Annotated in this window: 17 protein-coding genes; 6 read left to right on the top strand and 11 right to left on the bottom strand. The window is 60.5% G+C overall.

Annotation, left to right across the window (positions count from 1 at the left end):
* Positions 1-31 precede the first annotated feature (31 nt).
* From RS694_RS09830 to RS694_RS09805, 6 genes are all read right to left on the bottom strand, one after another.
* Complete coding sequence (locus RS694_RS09830) at positions 32-727, bottom strand: ABC transporter ATP-binding protein (protein ID WP_029707464.1); 696 nt, start codon at positions 725-727, stop codon at positions 32-34.
* Complete coding sequence (locus tag RS694_RS09825) at positions 727-1,521, bottom strand: ABC transporter ATP-binding protein (protein ID WP_029707467.1); 795 nt, start codon at positions 1,519-1,521, stop codon at positions 727-729. The genes RS694_RS09830 and RS694_RS09825 overlap by 1 nt, the downstream gene beginning before the upstream one ends.
* Entirely contained in the window at positions 1,518-2,822 is a 1,305-nt protein-coding gene (locus RS694_RS09820; RefSeq protein ID WP_029707469.1) for a branched-chain amino acid ABC transporter permease, read from the bottom strand. The genes RS694_RS09825 and RS694_RS09820 overlap by 4 nt, the downstream gene beginning before the upstream one ends.
* Before the next feature lie 6 nt (positions 2,823-2,828).
* Entirely contained in the window at positions 2,829-3,863 is a 1,035-nt protein-coding gene (locus tag RS694_RS09815) for a branched-chain amino acid ABC transporter permease (RefSeq protein ID WP_029707471.1), read from the bottom strand.
* Positions 3,864-4,037: 174 nt separating this feature from the next.
* A complete protein-coding gene (locus RS694_RS09810) occupies positions 4,038-5,273 on the bottom strand; it encodes a branched-chain amino acid ABC transporter substrate-binding protein (protein WP_029707472.1) in 1,236 nt (411 codons plus the stop codon).
* Between the two features lie 140 nt (positions 5,274-5,413).
* On the bottom strand, positions 5,414-7,042 hold the full coding sequence (locus RS694_RS09805; RefSeq protein WP_029707473.1) for a 3-(methylthio)propionyl-CoA ligase: 1,629 nt from the start codon (positions 7,040-7,042) through the stop codon (positions 5,414-5,416).
* Positions 7,043-7,145: 103 nt separating this feature from the next.
* Between RS694_RS09805 and RS694_RS09800 the strand changes: the two genes are divergently transcribed.
* The 5 genes from RS694_RS09800 to RS694_RS09780 are packed head-to-tail and all read left to right on the top strand — an operon-like array spanning position 7,146 to position 10,757.
* Positions 7,146-8,630, top strand: coding sequence for a protein adenylyltransferase SelO (locus tag RS694_RS09800; RefSeq protein WP_029707474.1), 1,485 nt, complete (start codon positions 7,146-7,148; stop codon positions 8,628-8,630).
* A 36-nt stretch (positions 8,631-8,666) separates the two neighbouring features.
* On the top strand, positions 8,667-9,074 hold the full coding sequence (gene msrB / locus RS694_RS09795; RefSeq protein ID WP_029707475.1) for a peptide-methionine (R)-S-oxide reductase MsrB: 408 nt from the start codon (positions 8,667-8,669) through the stop codon (positions 9,072-9,074).
* Positions 9,075-9,112: 38 nt separating this feature from the next.
* Positions 9,113-9,667 (top strand): septation protein A, encoded by a 555-nt coding sequence (locus tag RS694_RS09790; RefSeq protein ID WP_029707476.1) that lies wholly within the window; start codon positions 9,113-9,115, stop codon positions 9,665-9,667.
* Positions 9,664-9,981: a BolA family protein gene (locus RS694_RS09785; RefSeq protein ID WP_051391857.1), complete on the top strand. Its 318-nt coding sequence runs from the start codon at positions 9,664-9,666 to the stop codon at positions 9,979-9,981. Before RS694_RS09790 ends, RS694_RS09785 begins: the two co-directional genes overlap by 4 nt.
* Positions 9,978-10,757: a peptidylprolyl isomerase gene (locus RS694_RS09780; RefSeq protein ID WP_029707478.1), complete on the top strand. Its 780-nt coding sequence runs from the start codon at positions 9,978-9,980 to the stop codon at positions 10,755-10,757. The genes RS694_RS09785 and RS694_RS09780 overlap by 4 nt, the downstream gene beginning before the upstream one ends.
* Positions 10,758-10,802: 45 nt before the next feature.
* Here the strand turns inward: RS694_RS09780 and RS694_RS09775 are convergent, their stop codons facing one another.
* Positions 10,803-12,011: an MFS transporter gene (locus tag RS694_RS09775; protein ID WP_161631562.1), complete on the bottom strand. Its 1,209-nt coding sequence runs from the start codon at positions 12,009-12,011 to the stop codon at positions 10,803-10,805.
* Between the two features lie 143 nt (positions 12,012-12,154).
* Here RS694_RS09775 and RS694_RS09770 point away from each other — a divergent pair, with 143 nt between their 5' ends.
* Positions 12,155-12,646 (top strand): Crp/Fnr family transcriptional regulator, encoded by a 492-nt coding sequence (locus tag RS694_RS09770; RefSeq protein WP_029707481.1) that lies wholly within the window; start codon positions 12,155-12,157, stop codon positions 12,644-12,646.
* A 10-nt stretch (positions 12,647-12,656) separates the two neighbouring features.
* On the opposite strand, the gene RS694_RS09765 is transcribed toward RS694_RS09770, so the two are convergent.
* The 4 genes from RS694_RS09765 to RS694_RS09750 all read right to left on the bottom strand — a co-directional run bounded on the left by RS694_RS09765 (position 12,657) and on the right by RS694_RS09750 (position 19,318).
* A complete protein-coding gene (locus RS694_RS09765) occupies positions 12,657-13,295 on the bottom strand; it encodes an NAD(P)H-dependent oxidoreductase (protein WP_029707484.1) in 639 nt (212 codons plus the stop codon).
* A 155-nt stretch (positions 13,296-13,450) separates the two neighbouring features.
* On the bottom strand, positions 13,451-13,693 hold the full coding sequence (locus RS694_RS09760; protein WP_241463989.1) for a hypothetical protein: 243 nt from the start codon (positions 13,691-13,693) through the stop codon (positions 13,451-13,453).
* Positions 13,651-17,757 carry a phosphoribosylformylglycinamidine synthase gene (purL, locus tag RS694_RS09755; protein WP_029707487.1) on the bottom strand — a complete coding sequence of 1,369 codons (4,107 nt, stop codon included), beginning with the start codon at positions 17,755-17,757 and terminating at the stop codon, positions 13,651-13,653. Before purL ends, RS694_RS09760 begins: the two co-directional genes overlap by 43 nt.
* A gap of 271 nt (positions 17,758-18,028) precedes the next feature.
* Complete coding sequence (locus RS694_RS09750) at positions 18,029-19,318, bottom strand: acetyl-CoA C-acetyltransferase (protein WP_029707489.1); 1,290 nt, start codon at positions 19,316-19,318, stop codon at positions 18,029-18,031.
* Positions 19,319-19,344 lie beyond the last annotated feature (26 nt).

Below are 19,344 nucleotides of genomic sequence, written 5' to 3'. Positions count from 1 at the left end.
AAGAAACCAACTGACGAGCGAACGAAAAAACCTAAACCTCCAACCACTCCTTGCGAATATCCGAATTGGCCCGCAATGCGTCAGGCGTTCCTTCAAACACAATACTGCCGTGCCCCATGACAAGGCAGCGATCCGAAATCTTCATGGCAATGGTGAGTTTCTGCTCAATCAGCAGCACCGAAATACCGCGCTTACGCAGCTCCATCAGGTATTCCGCCACCAGCTCCACAATCTTGGGCGCCAAGCCTTCGGTAGGTTCGTCGATGATGATCAGGTCCGGGTCGCCCATCAGGGTGCGGCACAGGGTCAGCATTTGTTGCTCGCCGCCCGACAGCACACCCGCCTCGTTGTGTTCGCGTTCTTTCAGACGCGGAAACATCTTGTACATGTCGTCAAAGGTCCAGCGCGCGCCCTTGCCATTGCCCTTTTGACCGAGCAGCAGGTTCTGGTGCACGGTGAGTTTGGGGAAGATATCGCGGTTTTCGGGCACATAACCAATCCCAAGATGGGCGATTTCGTAGGCCTTGCGGCCCAGCGATTCCTTGCCTTTCCAGAGCACGGAGCCCTGGCAGTCCACCAGCCCCATGATGGCTTTTGCGGTGGTGGAACGGCCCGAGCCGTTGCGCCCTAGCAGCGCAACGATTTCACCGGCGTTGACTTGCATGTCCACGCCATGCAGGACGTGGCTTTTGCCGTAATAGGCATGCAGATTGGAGACTTGGAGCATCAGTGTCCTCCCGCCTGCGCGTCGGCCACGGATGAGCCCAGATAGGCCTCCTGCACCGCTGCATTGGCCCGCACAGCGTCAGGTGTGTCAAAGGCGATGACTTCACCGTAAACCACCACAGCAATTTTGTCGGCCAGGCCGAATACCACGCCCATGTCATGCTCCACTGTCAAAAGGGTCTTGCCCTCGGTCACTTCCTTGATCAGTTGAATAAACCGCGAAGTTTCGCTCTTGCTCATGCCCGCGGTCGGCTCGTCCAGCAAGACCACGCTGGCACCGCCGCCAATGGTGATGCCGATTTCCAAAGCGCGTTGCTCGGCATAGGTCAGGTTCACGGCCAGCACGTCGCGTTTCTTGTCCAGATGGATCATTTCCATCAGTTCCTGCGCCTTGTCGTTAGCGTCTTTCAGGCCAGAAAGAAACTTCAGGAAGGTGTATTTGTAGCCCAGGCTCCACAACACACTGCAACGCAGATTCTCGAACACGCTGAGGTTCGGAAAGATGTTAGTGATCTGGAAGCTGCGCGACAGGCCCAACCGGTTGATCTCAAAGGGTTTGAGCTCATTGATGCGTTTGCCATGCAGCAGCACGTCACCGCTGCTGGGCGCAAAACGGCCACTGATCAAATTGAACAACGTGGACTTGCCGGCACCGTTGGGACCAATGATGGCCACACGCTCACCGGCATTCACGGCCAGGTTCACACCACGGATGATTTCGGTCTTGCCAAAACTCTTGCGCAGATCGCGCAGCTCCAGCGCGCAGGCGGTGTAGGAGGAAGGTGCTGTGCTCACAGGGCTTCCTTTCGCTGAATTTCTTTTTGAATTTCTTCCTGAATACGACTCCAGTCACGCAGGAATTGACGGCGGCACAGCTCAAACAGTCCCAGGCCCGTGAGCATCAGGAAGCCCGCACCAAACCAGCTGTTGACGCTGCTGGTGTCCAGGTGCACACCCATGAACTGCAGCTCGGAGCCCATGGAGGCGTTGAGTTGCAGGTGATAAATCATTTCCACCAGACCGGCGGCACCGGCCAGCGTGACCAGGGCCGTGCCTGCCAGCGCCACATAACAAACCCAGAGCTGGCGCAATTTGCCATAAGCCGCTATGCGCAGGTTCATCATGATCAGGCTGGCAATGCCGCCCGGGGCATACATCACCATGAACAGGAAGATCAGACCTAGGTACAGCAGCCAAGCCTTGGTGAACTCGCTGAGCAGCACAAACGCCAGCACCATCAGAATGGCCCCCAGGATGGGGCCGAAGAAGAAGGTTGCACCACCGAGGAAGGTGAACAGCAGGTAGGCGCCCGAACGTGCAGCGCCCACCACTTCGGCATTCACAATTTCAAAGTTCAGCGCACCCAGTCCACCGGAAATGCCAGCAAAAAAGCCTGCAATGATGAAAGCTAGGTAACGCACACGCTGCGTGTTGTAGCCCACAAACTCCACGCGTTCCGGGTTGTCACGCACGGCATTGAGCATGCGCCCCAGCGGCGTCTGGGTGAAGGCAAACATCAGCACCACGGCGATGAAGGTGTAGATCGCAATCAGGTAATAGACCTGGATGGCCGGGCCGTAGGTGATGCCGAAGAAGGCCTTGCCCACCACCCGGTTGCCCGAGATCCCGCCCTCGCCGCCGAAAAACTCGGGGATCATGAGCGACATGGCAAACACCAGTTCCGCCAGGCCCAACGTGATCATGGCAAAGGTGTTACCGGCCTTGCGTGTGGTGACGTAACCAAACAACGCGGCAAAGCCCATGCCCGCGAGGCCACCCACCAGAGGAACCAGCGACACCGGCAAGGGCAGCGAACCACCCGAGATGGCGTTGAGCGCATGGATGGAGACAAAAGCACCCAGACCTGTGTACACGGCATGCCCGAAACTGAGCATGCCGCCCTGCCCCAGCAGCATGTTGAAAGACAGGCAGGCAATGATGCCAATGCCCATTTGGGACAGCATGGTGATGGACAGGCCGCTGGTAAACACCAGCGGAGCGACGACCATCAGCAATGCGAACAGGCTCCAGATAACCGCCCGGCCCACGTTCAGGGGTTTGAAGGCGTAAAAACGCGCAGAGTTTGCAGCAGACATGAAAAATTAGCCTTCCCGGTTACCCAAAAGACCCTTGGGCCGGAAGATCAGAATCAGCACCAGGAACAGGTACGGAAGAATGGGCGCGATCTGCGAGAGCGTGAGTTTGGTCAACGAGTTGCCACGCAGTGCTGCACTGACCTGCACACCAAACTGGTCCAGCAGGCTCAGCACCGAATAGTCGAATGCCACGGCAAAGGTCTGCACCACCCCAATGAGCAGAGATGCCAGGAAAGCACCGGACAAAGAACCCAGGCCACCCACCACCACCACCACAAAAATGATGGAGCCCACCGTAGCGGCCATGGCCGGCTCGGTCAGGTAGGTACTGCCGCCAATCACACCGGCCAGCCCGGCCAGTGCGGCACCAAAACCAAAAACCATCATGAACACGCGGGGGACGTTGTGGCCCAGAGCTTCGACCGCATCGGGATGCGTCAAGGACGCTTGGATCACCAGACCGACACGGGTGCGTGTGAGCAGCAGCCAGACGGATCCCAGCATGATCAACGCCACCAGCATCATGAAACCACGGGTGGCCGGGAAGGGAGAACACACGACGCGAATGGCGACGTCTGCGGCACTGCACATGTCAACGGGTGCAGCACCCCACAGGATTTTGAGACCATCTACAGAATGGTTGATCAGGGTAAAGGCCGGGCCTCGCAGCACTTCCGGTGGGCGGAACTCCAGGGCAATACGCCCCCAGACCAGTTGCACCAGCTCCAGGATCACATAGGACAGGCCAAACGTGATCAGCAGTTCAGCCACGTGGCCGTACTTGTGTACCTTGCGCAGGCACAGCCGCTCAAACAGGGCGCCCATCGCACCGACGACCAGCGGCGCCAGTACCAGTGCAGGCCAGAAACCGATCACCTGTGAAATGGTGTAGCCCACATAGGCACCCAGCATGTAAAAAGAGGCGTGGGCAAAGTTCAAAACGCCCATCATGCTGAAAATCAGCGTGAGTCCGGAACTCAGCATGAACAACAGCAGGCCGTAGCTCAAGCCGTTGAGCATCGAGATGATGAAAAACTCCATTCCAACCAACCTTCCCTATCGCGGCAAATCTTGCAGAAATTAAAAGAGCCCGCAACGGTGACCCGCAGGGGCTCAGGCTAGAGGGCAATTTCCCGCCGGGCCGTCCCAAAGGGAATTAGCCCCCTCGGGGGGCAGCAACCCACGCAGTGGTGGAGCGTGGGGGCGCTATTTTCATCAGCTTGGACGCTTCATCTGGCAGCTGGTAGGCGTACTGGACACATAGTTCGGGTACTCCTTCACGGGCGCCAGCGTCATGCCGGTGTTTTCAGGGCTGTAGGGGTATTTCTTGTCCGCCTTTTGCCAGACCGTCATGTACAGCGGCTGTTGCAACTGGTGGTCTGCCTTGCGCATTTCCACTTCACCGTTGAAGCTGTCCACTTTCAGGCCTTCCAGAGCGGCTGCCACCTTGACGGGGTCTGTCGACTTGGCTTTGGCCATGGCAGCGCCCAGCATCTGGTAGACACGGATGACGGAGCCAGTGAAGAAGTCGTCGTTGTACTTGGCCTTGAACTCGTCTTGCCATTTTTGCGCTTGCCCACCCATGTTGTAGTGGTTGTAAGCGATCTGGTACACGCGGCCTGCACCGTTGGTACCCAGCGCAGTGGGCGTACCCGTGACGCCAGCGTAGTAGGTGAAGAACTTGCCGGTGTAGCCACCTTCGTTGGCTGCCTTGACCAGCAGTGCCAGGTCAGAACCCCAGTTGCCGGTCACTACGGTATCCGCACCAGAGGCCTTGATCTTGGCAATGTAAGGAGCGAAGTCACGCACCTGGGCCAGTGGGTGCAGGTCTTCACCGACGATCTTGATGTCGGGGCGCTTGCGGGCCAGTGTTTCCTTGGTGTAGTTGGCCACCTGCACACCGTGCGAGTAGTTCTGACCCAGGATGTAAACCTTCTGGATGTCCTTTTGGTCCTTCATGAAGCTGGACATGGCTTCCATCTTCATGGAGGTGTCGGCATCAAAACGGAAGTGCCAGTAGCTGCACTTGCTATTGGTCAGGTCTGGGTCGACCGCAGAGTCGTTCAGGAAAATGACTTCCTTGCCGGGATTGCGTTCGTTGTGCTTGGTGATGGCGTCGCTCAGGGCCAGCGCCACGGAGGAACCGTTACCCTGGATGATGTAGCGCACGCCCTGGTCGATGGCCGCCTTCAGCGCATTCAAACTTTCTGTGGGGCTGAGTTTGTTGTCAATGGTGGAGAACTCGAACTTGACACCAGCGGGGTTGCCCGCACCACTGAACTTCTCGGCAAAAAACTTGTAGCTCTTGTCCTGGTTGATACCCACTGGGCCCAGCAAACCAGTCAAGGGGTCAATGCGGACCAACTTGACGGTTTCACCCTTTTGGGCCAACGCGGCGCTGGCGCAAACCACCATGGTTGCAACAGCGGCGATCTTGAATGCGAACTTCATGTTTTTGTCTCCTGTAAAACTCATTTCCACGGTCTCTTTCACATGGCCTGAGCGTACTGGTTTTGTGCATCGCAACACAAGGGGTTTCCCCTAGGTCTATCACCAAGGTGACTCGGTGATTAACCGGGGAAACACTGGGGTCAAACGCCTGGCAATTTGTAGTCCGCCAGCATGTCGCGCAACTTAGTTTTCTGCATCTTTCCGGTCCCCCCCAAAGGAATCGCATCCACGAAAATTACATCGTCCGGAATCTGCCATTTGGCAGTCTTGCCTTCGTAGAAATTGATGAGTTCATCACGCGTCACTTCCGACCCCGGCTTCTTCACCACCGCGATGATGGGACGCTCATCCCACTTGGGATGTTTCATGCCGATACACGCGGCCATGGCCACTGCCGGATGCGCCATCGCAATGTTCTCCACATCGATGGAACTGATCCACTCGCCGCCGGACTTGATCACGTCCTTGCTGCGGTCGGTGATCTGCATGTAACCCTCGGGGTTGATCGTGGCCACGTCACCCGTGGGGAACCATCCATCGACCAGCGGCGAGCCGCCCTCGCCTTTGAAGTATTCGTTGATAACCCAGGGGCCTTTGACCAGCAAGTCGCCATAGGCCTTGCCATCCCAGGGCAATTCCTTGCCCGCTTCGTCCACGATCTTCATGTCCACACCAAAGATGCCCCGCCCCTGTTTGAGGCGGATCTTCATCTTGTCGTCGGAGTTTATCGTCAGGTGTTTGTTCTTCAGCGTGCATACCGTACCCAGCGGCGACATTTCTGTCATACCCCAGGCGTGCAGCACTTCCACGCCATAGACATCATTGAAGGCCGTGATCATGGCCGGTGGACAGGCCGAGCCGCCAATCACTGTGCGCTTCAAGGTCGAGAACTTCAAGTCGTTGGACTGGATGTGGCCCAGCATCATTTGCCACACGGTGGGCACGCCCGCAGCGAAAGTCACCTTTTCGCCTTCGATCAGTTCAAAAATCGACTTGCCATCCATCGCCGGGCCGGGGAAAACCAGCTTGGCACCGGTCATGGCCGCCGTGTACGGCAGGCCCCAGGCATTGACGTGGAACATGGGCACCACGGGCAAGATGGAGTCGCGCGCACTGACCGCCATTACATCGGGCATGGCCACGGCATAAGCGTGCAGCATGGTGGAGCGATGGCTGTACAGCGCGGCCTTGGGATTGCCCGTGGTGCCGCTGGTGTAACACATGCTGGACGCGGAGTTTTCGTCAAACTGCGGCCAGGTGTAGGTATCGGGCTGTGCGCCAATCCAGGCTTCGTAACTCTGCAATCCGGGAATGCCGGTGTCGGTGGGCAGCTTGTCGGCATCACACATGGCGATGTAGTGTTTGATGGTTGTGCAACGGCTGTGCACGGCCTTGACGATGGGCAGGAAAGTCATGTCAAAACACAGCACCTGGTCTTCGGCGTGGTTGGCAATCCAGACGATCTGGTCGGGGTGCAGGCGCGGGTTCAGCGTGTGCAAGACACGGCCCGACCCGCTCACACCAAAGTACAGCTCCAGGTGGCGGTAGCCGTTCCAGGCCAGGGTGGCCACGCGGTCGCTAAAGGCCAGTTTCATCTGGTCCAGCGCATTCGCGGCCTTGCGCGCACGGACGGCAACATCTTTGTAGGTGTAACGGTGGATGTCCCCCTCCACCCGGCGGGAAACAATTTCCCCCTCTCCATGGTGCCTTTCGGCGAAATCGATCAGTGAAGAAATCAGCAATTGCTGGCTTTGCATCAAACCTAACATGGCGGGGGGTCTCCTAATTTTCTGAATAACGACGCACTTTTGTGCGTGGAAGATAGTAACCCTTCCCAAACCCCGACTTGTGGCTTTGCGGGACAATTCCCGCATGACGACTGCCCCGCAAGACCCGCCGACACTGGACTCCGGTCTGGTGTGGAACAACCGCTTCGCCGCTCTGGGCGAAGACTTTTTCGAAGCCCTCTCCCCCACCCCCTTGCCCGCTCCATATTGGGTGGGCCGCAGCACCCAAGTGGCTGCCACACTGGGTCTGCCAACCGATGCACTGGAGTCGCCCGATCTGCTGCAGGCACTAACGGGCAACTTGCAACTCGCAGGCACACAACCGCTGGCCAGCGTCTACAGCGGCCACCAATTTGGCCATTGGGCTGGTCAACTGGGTGATGGCCGCGCCATCTTGCTGGGCGAAACCAACGGCTTGGAAGTACAGCTCAAAGGCGCGGGCCTGACGCCGTTTTCCCGCATGGGCGACGGGCGCGCTGTCCTGCGCAGCAGCATCCGCGAATTTCTGGGCTCCGAGGCCATGCACGGTCTGGGCGTTCCGACTTCACGCGCGCTTTGCGTGACCGGGTCTGACGCGCCCGTGCGCCGCGAAGACATCGAAACCGCCGCCGTGGTGACCCGCACCGCGCCCAGCTTTATCCGCTTTGGCCATTTCGAACACTTTTCCCACACCAACCAGCACGACCCGTTGCGCACGCTGGCGGACTACGTGATCGACCGGTATTACCCGCAGTGCCGCACGGATGGACGCTACAACGGCAACCCCTACGCCAACTTCCTGGAGGCCGTGACACAACGCACCGCCGAGATGGTGGCGCAGTGGCAGGCCGTGGGCTTTTGCCATGGCGTGATGAACACCGACAACATGAACATCCTGGGGCTGACGATTGACTACGGTCCGTTCCAGTTTCTCGACGCCTACGACCCCGGCCACATCTGCAACCATTCAGACCACCAGGGCCGCTACGCTTTCTACAAACAGCCCAACGTTGCTTACTGGAACCTGTATTGCCTGGGCCAGGCCTTGCTGCCGCTGATTGGTGAACAGGAACAGGCGATTGCCGCACTGGAGACCTACAAAGTCTCCTACCCGCTGGCCTTTGCCAGCCGTATGGCGGCCAAGTTGGGCTTTGCCGAAGTGCATGCTGAACTGGGCCCGGTGGCCGACACCTTTCTGCGCCTGATGGCTGCAGACCGCGTGGACTACAGCATCTTCTGGCGGCGCTTGAGCCATTGGGCACGTGAACAGCGTGCAGACGATGCCTCGGTGCGTGACCTGTTCCTGGACCGGACCGGTATCGACGCTGCATTGCTACAATTTTCAGAGCTGCTTGCGCAGTATCCACAGGGGCTGGATGCCGATTTGATGCTCAAATCCAACCCCAAATACGTGCTGCGGAACCATTTGGGCGAATTGGCCATCCAATCCGCCAAGGCCAAGGATTTTTCCAAGGTGGCCGAATTGTTGAAAGTGCTGGAACGCCCCTACGACGAACACCCCGAACACGACGCCCTGGCCGGTTTTCCACCGGATTGGGCTGGCAGCATCGCCATCAGTTGCAGTTCCTGAAATCCCTTGCCAACCGCTTAACCCGAGGAAACCACGATGTCTTACCCCGTGACCAAGACCGAAGCCGAATGGAAAGCCTTGCTGATCGAGAAAGGTGCCGAACCGGGCGCATTCCAGGTCACCCGCCACGCCGCCACCGAGCGCCCTTTCAGCGGCAAATACGAACGCCAATGGGCAGACGGCAGCTACCACTGCATCTGCTGTGGCAACAAGCTGTTCGATGCAGACACCAAGTTCGACGCGCACTGCGGCTGGCCCAGCTTCTCGCTGGCCGTTCCCGGCGCCATCACCGAAATCACCGACACCAGCCACGGCATGCGGCGTGTGGAAACCGTGTGCGCCCAGTGCGGCGCCCACCTGGGCCATGTGTTTGACGATGGCCCCACCGACACCGGCCTGCGGTATTGCATGAACTCGGCATCGCTACACTTCACGCCTGCGTGAATTCCCTTCACGCTTGCGTGAATCTCACCTTTGCCTGCATGAAAATCCTTCTCGACTTCTTCCCCATCCTGCTGTTTTTCGGCGCCTACAAGTTTTACGACATCTACGTCGGAACCGCCGTGCTGATGGGCGCCACGGTGCTGCAAATGGCCGTCATCTACGGGATGGAACGCCGCCTGCAGGCCATGCACAAGATCACGCTGCTGCTGATCCTGGTGTTTGGCACGCTGACCCTGGTGCTGCAGGACGATCGCTTCATCAAGTGGAAACCCACCGTGCTGTACGCCGCCATGTCGATCGCGCTGGCGGTTGCGGTCTGGGTCATGCACAAGAACTTTCTCAAGCTGCTGCTGGGCAGCCAGATCGAACTGCCCGACGCCACCTGGCACCGGCTCAATATCGCCTGGGTGATCTACACCGCCTTCATGGCCATCCTCAATGCCTATGTGGTGCTGAACTACAGCACCGAGGCCTGGGTCAGTTTCAAGCTCTGGGGCTATGTGTTCCCGTTGACCTTCATCATCGGCCAGGGCCTGTACATCGCGCCCCACCTCAAGGCGGAAGACGCGCCTGGCGCGGGCCCGACCCCATGAATGCGGCTGTAGCCCCCACCGCTGCAGCGCTGGAGCAGCGCCTGCGTGAACGCCTGGCGCCCGAGCAGCTCGAAGTGCTGGACGAAAGCTGGCAGCACGCTGGCCACGTCGGTGCCAACGACAGCGGCGTAGGCACCCATTTCCGGGTGCGCATCCATTCACATTTGTTTACCGGAAAGAGCCGCGTCGCACGCCATCGCCTTGTGTATGATGCGCTGCAAGATTTCATCGACCAGGGCCTGCACGCCCTGGCTATTGAGACCGGGGAAACCACCCCGTCAACCCGTCCAAGTACCCCTGAAGGATTAGCATGAAGAAGCAAGTTATCGTCTCCCTGGCCGCGTTGGCCCTGTTGGGTTCGTTCGCCGCACAGGCACAGAACCTGGCCATCGTCAACGGCAAGGCTGTGCCCAAGTCCCGCATGGACGCCCTGACACAACAGGTGATCCGTTCCGGTCGCCCGGTGACGCCTGAAATGGAAGGCCAGATCAAGGAAGAAGTCATCGCCCGCGAAATCTTCATCCAGGAAGCGCAAGCCCGCGGTCTGGACGCCACCGATGACTTCAAAAGCCAGCTCGACCTGGCCCGCCAGTCCATCCTGATCCGTGAACTGTTTACCGACTACCAGAAGAAGAGTCCCGTCACCGACGCTGAAATCCAGGCCGAATACGACAAGTTTGCTGCGGCCAACAGCGGCAAGGAATACCGTGCCCGCCACATCCTGGTGGAAAAGGAAGACCAGGCCAAGGCCATCATTGCCCAGCTCAAAAAGGGTGGCAAGTTTGACGTCATTGCCAAGAAGTCTTCCAAAGACCCAGGTTCCGGTGCCAACGGTGGTGACCTCGATTGGGCCAACGCCAGCAGCTACGTGAAAGAGTTCTCCGATGCGCTGGTCGCTCTGGAAAAAGGCAAGACGACGGAAACTCCCGTCAAGACCCAGTTTGGTTACCACATCATCCGCCTGGACGATGTACGCCAGGCCCAGTTGCCCAAGTTTGAAGACGTGAAGCCCCAGATTGCACAACAACTGCAACAGCAAAAAATGGCCAAATTCCAGGAAGACCTGCGCGCCAAGGCAAAAATCGAATAACGCTATCCAGCGCTATCCAGAAAACGCGGCTTCGGCCGCGTTTTTTTATGCCCCTTGCGATCTGCGTGTATGTTGCCGTTTGCCCCACAAGGCCAGACACAAACCCAGTCCGGCGCTGCACAGCACCAGTGCCACCAAGCCTGCCCCGCCCCACAGCGACAAGGCCAACGCAAACGCCGGTGGGCCCAGCGTCGAGCCCAGATTGCCCATCTGCGCCACCGCACCATTGGCCAAGGCCTGCGGAGCACTGGTGGCATTCAGGTAAGGAATCAGGGCGTAAGAGCTGCCGCAGCAAACGCCCGCCGTGAACATCAGCATCAAGGCCGGGATGGCCAGGGCCCAGCCCGCCAACAGGCAGCCGCCCAGACCCAACGCCATCACAGCCAAGGCGCTGTAGGCCCAACGCACTAGGCGCAGCGGTGGCATCCAGTACTGCGCCATCCAGCCCGCGCAAAACGTGCCCGCGACCCCCGTCAGCGGCAACACGGCCACCATCCAGTACCGGTCGGTACCGGTCAGAGACGGCACAAAGGTGAGCAAAGCCAGCCCCAGGAAGGTGTAGCAAAAGAAACACAAGCCCGGCAGCGCGGTCTCCCAGTGGGTGTAGATAGCCACATGCCGTGCCAGCAGGGTCGACACGCCGGGCAGGGGCGCCAACGGCAGGGCATCGGTGGGCACCATGCGGTGCACGGCCAGGGCAGCTAATGCCAATAACGCAGCATGGCCGTAAAACACCGCCACCAACCCTGCTCCCGCCAACACCCAGGGCAACAACAAACCGCTGATGGCAAAGGCTGCGCCCACAAAAGTGCTCCACAAGCCCATGGCCACCGAGCGGTGCCCCGGCCCGGTGCTGGCTGCCATCAGCGTGGGGGCAGCCACGACCAGGGCCAGGTGCGAGGCCCCTTCCAGCACTCGGCTGGCCCAGAACAGGGGCAATGGCAGCAGCGCCGCCTGGGCCAGTGCCAGCGCAGCCCCCAGCCAGAGGCCGCCCAGCAACAGGCGGCGGTAGCCAATGCCGGGTGCCAGCAGGCCCATGGTCACGCCAAACAGCAACCCGACCACGCCTGCGGTGGACAACACCCAGCCCATGCTGGCCGCCGACACGGCGTAGTGCAACTGCAGCGGCACAAAAGCCAGCGAAATCTTGGCGAATTGCATGGCCGCCACCAGACCGCAAAACCACAGCAACAGGACGCGCGGCCAATGGGTGGTGGAGAGATCGGGAGAGGTGGCTGGAGAAGAAGACGGCATGATGAGCGCCGCAGTGTACAGACCGGGGCCCCACCCCATTCACCCAATGGTCCAAAAGTGCTGGACACCACGGGCCAGATGTAGGTAACCTACGTAGCAGGCGGCCGGCATTCCCCCTTCGCTGCCAGTTTGGAGCAACCAGCATGACGACTTCGACCAGTGGTCAGAACGCACGCGACGTGAGTGGACTGGTTGCGGCCATCGCCCGCAATACGGAAGACGGAGGCCTGGGGAAGTTTCTCGAAAGCTTCCGCTGGAGCGTGCTGGACCATTACGTCAAACCCCTGGAAATGCAGCGCGGGCATCTGTTGATTGCCCAGGGTGAACACAATCGCACCCTGTATTTTCTGGAGTCTGGCGACCTCAAGGTCGATGTCAAAACCCCGGCTGGCCTGGTGCACCTGGCCATTCTGGGGCCGGGCACGGTGGTCGGTGAAGGCAGCTTTTTCTCCAACCTGCCACGCAACGCGTCGGTGGCGGTCTACAGCGACTGCAAGGTGTGGGAAATGAGCATGCCGCAGTTCGCGGCGTTGTCGCGCGAACATCCGGGCGTAGCCCTGGCACTGACCCAGTCGCTGGGTGCGGTGCTGGCCAGCCGCATGCTGGATGTCAGCAAGCGGCTGGTAGTGACCTAACTGTTAAAAATCAGGCAACTTCGGTGATGAACTGGTCGCGTGGGCGGCGCACCTTTTTCAGGTTCACCAGCCAGTCGCCTTCTTCAGCGCGGTAGCCGATGGGCAGAATCGCCACGCTGCGCAGGCCACGTGCTTGCAAGCCCAGAATTTCGTCCAGTGCCTTGGGGTCGAAACCTTCCATGGGCGTGGCATCCACTTGTTCTTCGGCAGCAGCAATCAGCGCGGTGCCCAGGCCGATGTAGGCCTGACGGGCAGCGTGCTGGTAGTTCACTTCGGCATCACGTTGGGGGTACATGCCCAGCAGCATCTGACGGTAGTTTTCCCAGCCTTCGTTTTTGACACCGCGCTCGGCATTCACCAGGTCAAACATGGCATTGATGCGGTCAGCCGTGTAGTTGTCCCAGGCGGCGAACACCAGCAGGTGCGAGCTGTCGGTGATTTGCCCTTGGTTCCAGGCGATGGGCTTGATGCGCTCGCGCACTTCCTTGCTGGTGACGACAAACACTTCGTAGGGCTGCAGACCACTGGAGGTGGCGGTCAGGCGTACCGCTTCCAGAATGCGGTCGACCTTCTCCTGAGGCACCACTTTGGTGGGGTTGAACTTCTTGGTGGCGTAGCGCCATTGCAATTTCTGGATCAGATCGGACATAGTGAGGCTCAAAATAAGTTGCTTAGGCAATGAATTTTGAGCCTCTTTGGCAGATTGCAAGTGCGGCCCCATCAATTCACGCACCACCACTGCTTGCATTCGCGCCCGAAAAACCAAAGCGCTGCAAATGTGCTATTCGCGCAACCAAGGCGACGTCAAATGCGCGCGTTCACCAGCAGCCAGGCCAGCCACATGCCCAAAAGGGCATTGCCAATGGCAAACCCCGCCACCAGCAAACTTCCCAGCACATTGAGCTGGTAGGTGTTGACCACCCAGCCCAGCACCGCCGAGAGCAGGTTCAGGGCCACCATCAGCCAAAACGCCGGCTTGCGCGGCTGCAACAGGCGGGAGAGCTTCACCCCACCCATTTGCGCGCGTTGCGCCAGAGTTGCATCCACGGGCTGTGGGCGTTCTGGTCCAGGTTGGTCCAGCTCATCTGCACGTTGCGGAACACACGTTCGGCGTGCGGCATCATGGCCGTGAAACGACCGTCGGCCGTGGTCACCGCGGTCAAACCGCCCGGGCTGCCGTTGGGGTTGAACGGGTAGGCCTCGGTGGCTGCGCCGCTGTTGTCGACGTAGCGCATGGCCGCAATGGCCTTGGCTGCATCGCCGCGGTATTTGAAGTTGGCAAAACCTTCGCCATGCGCCACGGCAATCGGCAGGCGCATGCCGGCCAGATCCTTGAAGAACAGGCTAGGTGACTCCAGCACTTCTACCAGTGACAGGCGGGCTTCAAAACGCTCGCTCTGGTTGGTGGTGAAACGCGGCCAGTCCTGCGCGCCGGGGATGATGTCGGCCAGTTCGGCAAACATCTGGCAACCATTGCAGACGCCCAGACCGAAGGTGTCCTGGCGGGCAAAGAAAGCCTGGAATTGCTCGGACAGCAGCGGGTTGAAGGTGATGCTGCGCGCCCAGCCAATACCGGCGCCCAGCGTGTCGCCGTAGCTGAAGCCACCGCAAGCGACCACACCCTTGAAGTCCTGCAACTTCGCGCGGCCAGTCTGCAGGTCGGTCATGTGCACGTCATAGGCTTCAAAGCCCGCTTCGGTGAAGGCGTAGGCCATTTCCACATGCGAATTGACGCCCTGCTCACGCAGCACGGCCACCTTGGGGCGACTTGTTAGCACCGCGGGCGCTACATTTTTAGTAGCTGCTTGCGCAGACTCCATAAGGGCTAGAGCACTATTTGGCACATAAACGTGCAGGCCGGGGTCGTTCTCGGCACCCGCAGCGGCATGTTCTGCATCGGCACACACGGGGTTGTCGCGCTGCTGGGCAATCTTCCAGCTCACGGCGTCCCAGACCTGGTGCAGATCGGCGAGTTTGGCGCTGAAGATGTTCTTGGCGTCGCGCCAGATTTGCAGCTCACCCTTGCCCGCCTCTATACCGTCAGTAGCAGGACGCGTCTTGCCAATGAAGTGGCTGAACTTGGACAGGCCATGTTCGCGCAGTGTGGCCATCACATCCGAACGCTCGGACGTACGCACTTGCAGCACCACCCCCAGCTCTTCGGTAAACAAGGCCTGCAGCGTGCGTTCCTCACGGCGCGCACCCACCTGCCCTGCCCAGTTTTTGCTGTCGCCCACGTCCATGCGGCTGTCGGAAATGCCGTCGCCTTCGGTGACCAGCATGTCCACGTTGAGCGCCACGCCCACTCGGCCGGCAAAGGCCATCTCGGCAACCGTCGCCAGCAAGCCTCCGTCGCCGCGGTCGTGGTAGGCCAGCACCTGGCCCTTGGCACGCAGCGCGTTCACGGCGTTCACCAAGTTGACCAGGTCTTGGGCATCGTCCAGGTCCGGCACGGCGTCACCCACCTGGTCCAGCGTCTGCGCCAGGATGCTGGCGGCCATGCGGTGCTGGCCCTTGCCCAGATCGATCAGGACCAGGGTCGTGTCTTCAGAAGCGTTGAGTTGCGGCGTCAGCGTGCCGCGCACATCTTGCAGCGTGGCAAAACCAGTGACGATCAGGGAGACAGGGGAAGTGACTTTCTTGTCGGTGACTCGGCTACCGGAGGGGCCCTCCTCGGTTTGTTTCCACTGCGTGCGCATGGACAGGCTGTCCTTGCCCACGGGGATGGAGATACCCAGGGCCGGGCACAGCTCCATGCCCACGGCCCTGACGGTGGCGTACAGCGCGGCGTCTTCACCGGCTTCACCACAGGCGGCCATCCAGTTCGCGGACAGCTTCACGCGCGGCAGTTCGATGGGCGCCGCCAGCAAATTGGTGATCGCCTCGGCCACGGCCATACGGCCGGACGCAGGCGCGTTGAGTGCAGCCAACGGCGTGCGTTCGCCCATGGACATGGCTTCACCGGCAAAGCCCTTGAAGTCGGCCAGCGTGACGGCGCAATCCGCCACCGGCACTTGCCAGGGGCCAACCATCTGGTCGCGGTGCGTGAGGCCACCGACGGTGCGGTCGCCAATGGTGATCAGGAAACGTTTGGAGGCGACTGTGGGGTGCGCCAGCACGTCGATGACGGCCTTCTGGATATCTACGCCGGTCAGGTTCAGCGGCTTGAACGTGCGCGCAACGGTCTTCACATCGCGATGCATCTTGGGCGGCTTGCCGAGCAGCACGTTCATGGGCATGTCGACGGGCATGCCATCCGTTCGGGCTGAGCTTGTCGAAGCCCCCACGAGCCCTTCGACAGGCTCAGGGCGAACGGATGTGTCAACAAGTTGCAACTGGCGCTCTTCGGTCGCGACGCCAATCACCGCAAACGGGCAACGCTCGCGCTCGCACAAAGCCGTGAACTGCGCCAGCGACTCGGGCGCAATCGCCATCACATACCGCTCCTGGCTCTCGTTGCACCAGATTTCCTTGGGTGCCATGCCGGACTCTTCCAGCTTCACAGCACGCAAATCGAACCGCGCACCGCGGCCCGCGTCGTTGGTCAACTCGGGGAAGGCATTGGACAAACCGCCAGCGCCCACGTCGTGGATTGCCAGGATCGGGTTCTGATCGCCCTGCATCCAGCACTGGTTGATCACCTCTTGCGCCCGGCGCTCGATCTCGGGGTTGCCGCGCTGCACGGAGTCAAAGTCCAGCTCGGCGGCGTTCGCGCCCGTCGCCATCGAGCTGGCGGCGCTGCCGCCCATGCCGATACGCATGCCAGGGCCGCCCAGCTGGATCAGCAGGCTGCCGGCCGGAAATTCAATCTTGTGGGTCTGGCCCGCGTCGATGATGCCAAGGCCGCCCGCGATCATGATGGGCTTGTGGTAGCCGCGCTGCACTGTGTCTACATCGCTGGCGACGGTCTGCTCGTACTCGCGGAAGTAGCCCAACAGGTTGGGCCGGCCGAATTCATTGTTGAACGCTGCGCCGCCCAGCGGTCCTTCGACCATGATCTGCAGCGGGCTGGCAATGTGTTCGGGCTTGCCCATGGTGCTGCCCCAGAGCTTGGAGACGGTGAAGCCGGTCAGGCCCGCCTTGGGCTTGGAGCCGCGGCCGGTGGCGCCTTCGTCGCGGATTTCACCGCCCGCACCAGTCGATGCGCCGGGGAACGGCGAGATGGCTGTGGGGTGGTTGTGGGTCTCCACCTTCATCAGGATATGGTTGATTTCGCTACTCTTTTGATAGCTGGCTGCGCTCACCCCATCTGGGCCAGAGGCAGATTTGGCAATGAAACGCTCTACCTGCACACCTTCCATGACCGAGGCGTTGTCCGAGTACGCGACCAGCATGTACTGCGGCGCCAGTTGGTGCGTGTTGCGGATCATGCCGAACATGCTTTTCTCTTGCGCCACGCCGTCGATGGTGAACTGGGCGTTGAAAATCTTGTGGCGGCAGTGTTCGCTGTTGGCCTGGGCGAACATCATCAGTTCCACATCGGTGGGGTTACGACCCAGCGTGGTGAAGGCGTTGACAAGGTAGTCGATTTCGTCGGCAGCCAGGGCCAGGCCGAATTGGGTGTTGGCCTTGACCAGCGCGTTTTTGCCACCGCCCAGCACGTCCACATGGTCCATGGGCGCGGGTTGCAGGGCGTTGAACAGCTCCAGGGCCTGGCTGCGGTCCAGCATCGCGCTTTCGGTCATGCGGTCGTGCAGCAAATCGGCAACCTGCCGCAACTGCTCCACGCTCAGTGTCGCCTTGACCAAGAGGCCGCTTTTCAGCGTGGCGCGGTATTCGACCAGCCGCTCAATACGTTTGACGGCAAAGCCGCAGTTGTGCGCAATGTCGGTCGCCTTGGACGCCCAGGGGCTCACGGTGCCAAAACGCGGGCTGACGACGATGCTGGGGCCGTGCGTGGGGCCAACATACGGATCGCCGTACTTGAGCAGGGCTGCCAACTGGTGCGCCAGGGGCTGCTCCATGGGCGTTTCGGTGGCCACCAGGTGCACAAACCGTGCAGAAACCCCTGAAATCTTGTCGCTGATGGCCTGCAAGGCAGGCAGCAATTGTTGAACGCGGAAGGGGCTCAGGGCGTTGCTGCCCTCGAAAGAGGAGATGTGCAGGGTCACAGTGGTGGCCTAGGTAGGGGGCTGAAGGGGAAAATTCAACGCAGACGCCGGGCGCTGAATGGGCCCGACACCAAAGCCCCGGATTTTAACCGGGCCGCCATACCCTCCAGGCCATCAGAGGGGCTTTAACGCAATGCTGAACAAGTCCGTTCGCGTTGAGCTTGTCGAAACGCAGCCCTTGCAAATCAAGGACTTGCAGAAGGCTTCGCCCTTCGACAAGCTCAGGACTGGCCAGGCTCAGCCCGAACGGATGTACTTTTTCTGCGCAGCCTTATCGCTCCAGAATCGCCACCACGCCCTGCCCGCCTGCCGCGCAGATGGAAATCAGGCCTCGGCCACTGCCCTTTTGCGCCAGCAGTTTGGCCAGCGTAGCGACGATGCGCCCGCCGGTGGCGGCAAACGGATGGCCAGCCGCCAGCGAGCTGCCGTTGACGTTGAGTTTGGTCCGATCGATCTCTCCCAGCGGCTTGTCCAGGCCCAGGCGTTCCTTGCAGAAGGTGGGGTTTTTCCAGGCGTCCAGCGTGCACAACACCTGGGCGGCGAAGGCCTCGTGGATTTCATAAAAATCGAAGTCCTGCAGCGTCAGGTTGGCGCGGGCCAGCATGCGCGGCACGGCGTAGGCCGGGGCCATCAGCAGACCTTCCTTCTTGTCAAAGAAGTCCACCGCCGCCACTTCGCTGAAGCTCAAGTAGGCCAGCACCGGCAGATTGCGCGCAGCGGCCCATTCCTCGCTGGCCAACAGCACGGCGGAGGCGCCGTCGGTCAGCGGTGTGGAGTTGCCGGCGGTCAGCGTGCCCTTGCCGGGCGCCACTTTTTTGTCGAACACAGGCTTCAGCGCGGCCAGCTTCTCCAGCGTGAGGCCGGTGCGCAGGTTGTTGTCCTGTGTGGCGCCTTTGAACGGTGTCATCAGGTCGGTGAAAAAGCCATCGGCATAGGCACGCGCCAGGTGTTCGTGGCTTTGCAACGCCAGCGCGTCCTGCGCTTCGCGGCTGATGTGCCACTCCTGTGCCATCAGTTCGGCGTGTTCGCCCATGGACAGGCCAGTGCGCGGCTCGCCATTGCGCGGCAGCGCGGGGCTGAACAGCATGCCCGGGCGAAAACGGGCCAGGGCCGCCAGACGTTGGCCCGTGGTCTTGGCGCGCGATGCGTCCAGCAGGATCTTGCGCATCTGCTCGTTCACGGCAATCGGCGCGTCCGACGTGGTGTCCACGCCACCGGCAATGCCGCACTCAATGTGGCCCAGTGCAATCTTGTTGGCCACCAGCATGGCCGCTTCCAGGCCGGTGCCGCAGGCCTGCTGGATATCGAAAGCCGGGGTTTCAGGCGCTAGGGTGGTGGACAACACGCTCTCGCGCACCAGGTTGAAGTCGCGCGAATGTTTCATCACCGCGCCGGCCACCACATCGCCCATGCGCAGGCCGTGCAGGTTGAATCGGTCCACCAGGCCTTGCAGCGTGGCGGTGAGCATTTCCTGGTTGGAGGCCTGGGAGTAGACGGTGTTGGAACGCGCGAAGGGAATGCGGTTGCCGCCCAGAATGGCGACGCGACGGATGGTGGTCATGGTGTGGTCCTCGGGTAATCAGAAAA

The organism is Rhodoferax saidenbachensis (assembly GCF_001955715.1).
Taxonomy (GTDB): domain Bacteria; phylum Pseudomonadota; class Gammaproteobacteria; order Burkholderiales; family Burkholderiaceae_C; genus Allorhodoferax; species Allorhodoferax saidenbachensis.
This window is presented reverse-complemented; position numbering and strand designations above follow the sequence as displayed.

Excerpts from the sequence above, each read along its gene's own strand:
- RS694_RS09830 (WP_029707464.1), bottom strand. The coding sequence starts at position 727 with ATGCTCCAAGTCTCCAATCTGCATGCCTATTACGGCAAAAGCCACGTC.
- RS694_RS09820 (WP_029707469.1), bottom strand. The coding sequence starts at position 2,822 with ATGTCTGCTGCAAACTCTGCGCGTTTTTACGCCTTCAAACCCCTGAAC.
- RS694_RS09815 (WP_029707471.1), bottom strand. The coding sequence starts at position 3,863 with ATGGAGTTTTTCATCATCTCGATGCTCAACGGCTTGAGCTACGGCCTG.
- RS694_RS09810 (WP_029707472.1), bottom strand. The coding sequence starts at position 5,273 with ATGAAGTTCGCATTCAAGATCGCCGCTGTTGCAACCATGGTGGTTTGC.
- RS694_RS09805 (WP_029707473.1), bottom strand. The coding sequence starts at position 7,042 with ATGTTAGGTTTGATGCAAAGCCAGCAATTGCTGATTTCTTCACTGATC.
- RS694_RS09800 (WP_029707474.1), top strand. The coding sequence starts at position 7,146 with ATGACGACTGCCCCGCAAGACCCGCCGACACTGGACTCCGGTCTGGTG.
- msrB (WP_029707475.1), top strand. The coding sequence starts at position 8,667 with ATGTCTTACCCCGTGACCAAGACCGAAGCCGAATGGAAAGCCTTGCTG.
- RS694_RS09790 (WP_029707476.1), top strand. The coding sequence starts at position 9,113 with ATGAAAATCCTTCTCGACTTCTTCCCCATCCTGCTGTTTTTCGGCGCC.
- RS694_RS09785 (WP_051391857.1), top strand. The coding sequence starts at position 9,664 with ATGAATGCGGCTGTAGCCCCCACCGCTGCAGCGCTGGAGCAGCGCCTG.
- RS694_RS09780 (WP_029707478.1), top strand. The coding sequence starts at position 9,978 with ATGAAGAAGCAAGTTATCGTCTCCCTGGCCGCGTTGGCCCTGTTGGGT.
- RS694_RS09775 (WP_161631562.1), bottom strand. The coding sequence starts at position 12,011 with ATGCCGTCTTCTTCTCCAGCCACCTCTCCCGATCTCTCCACCACCCAT.
- RS694_RS09770 (WP_029707481.1), top strand. The coding sequence starts at position 12,155 with ATGACGACTTCGACCAGTGGTCAGAACGCACGCGACGTGAGTGGACTG.
- RS694_RS09765 (WP_029707484.1), bottom strand. The coding sequence starts at position 13,295 with ATGTCCGATCTGATCCAGAAATTGCAATGGCGCTACGCCACCAAGAAG.
- RS694_RS09750 (WP_029707489.1), bottom strand. The coding sequence starts at position 19,318 with ATGACCACCATCCGTCGCGTCGCCATTCTGGGCGGCAACCGCATTCCC.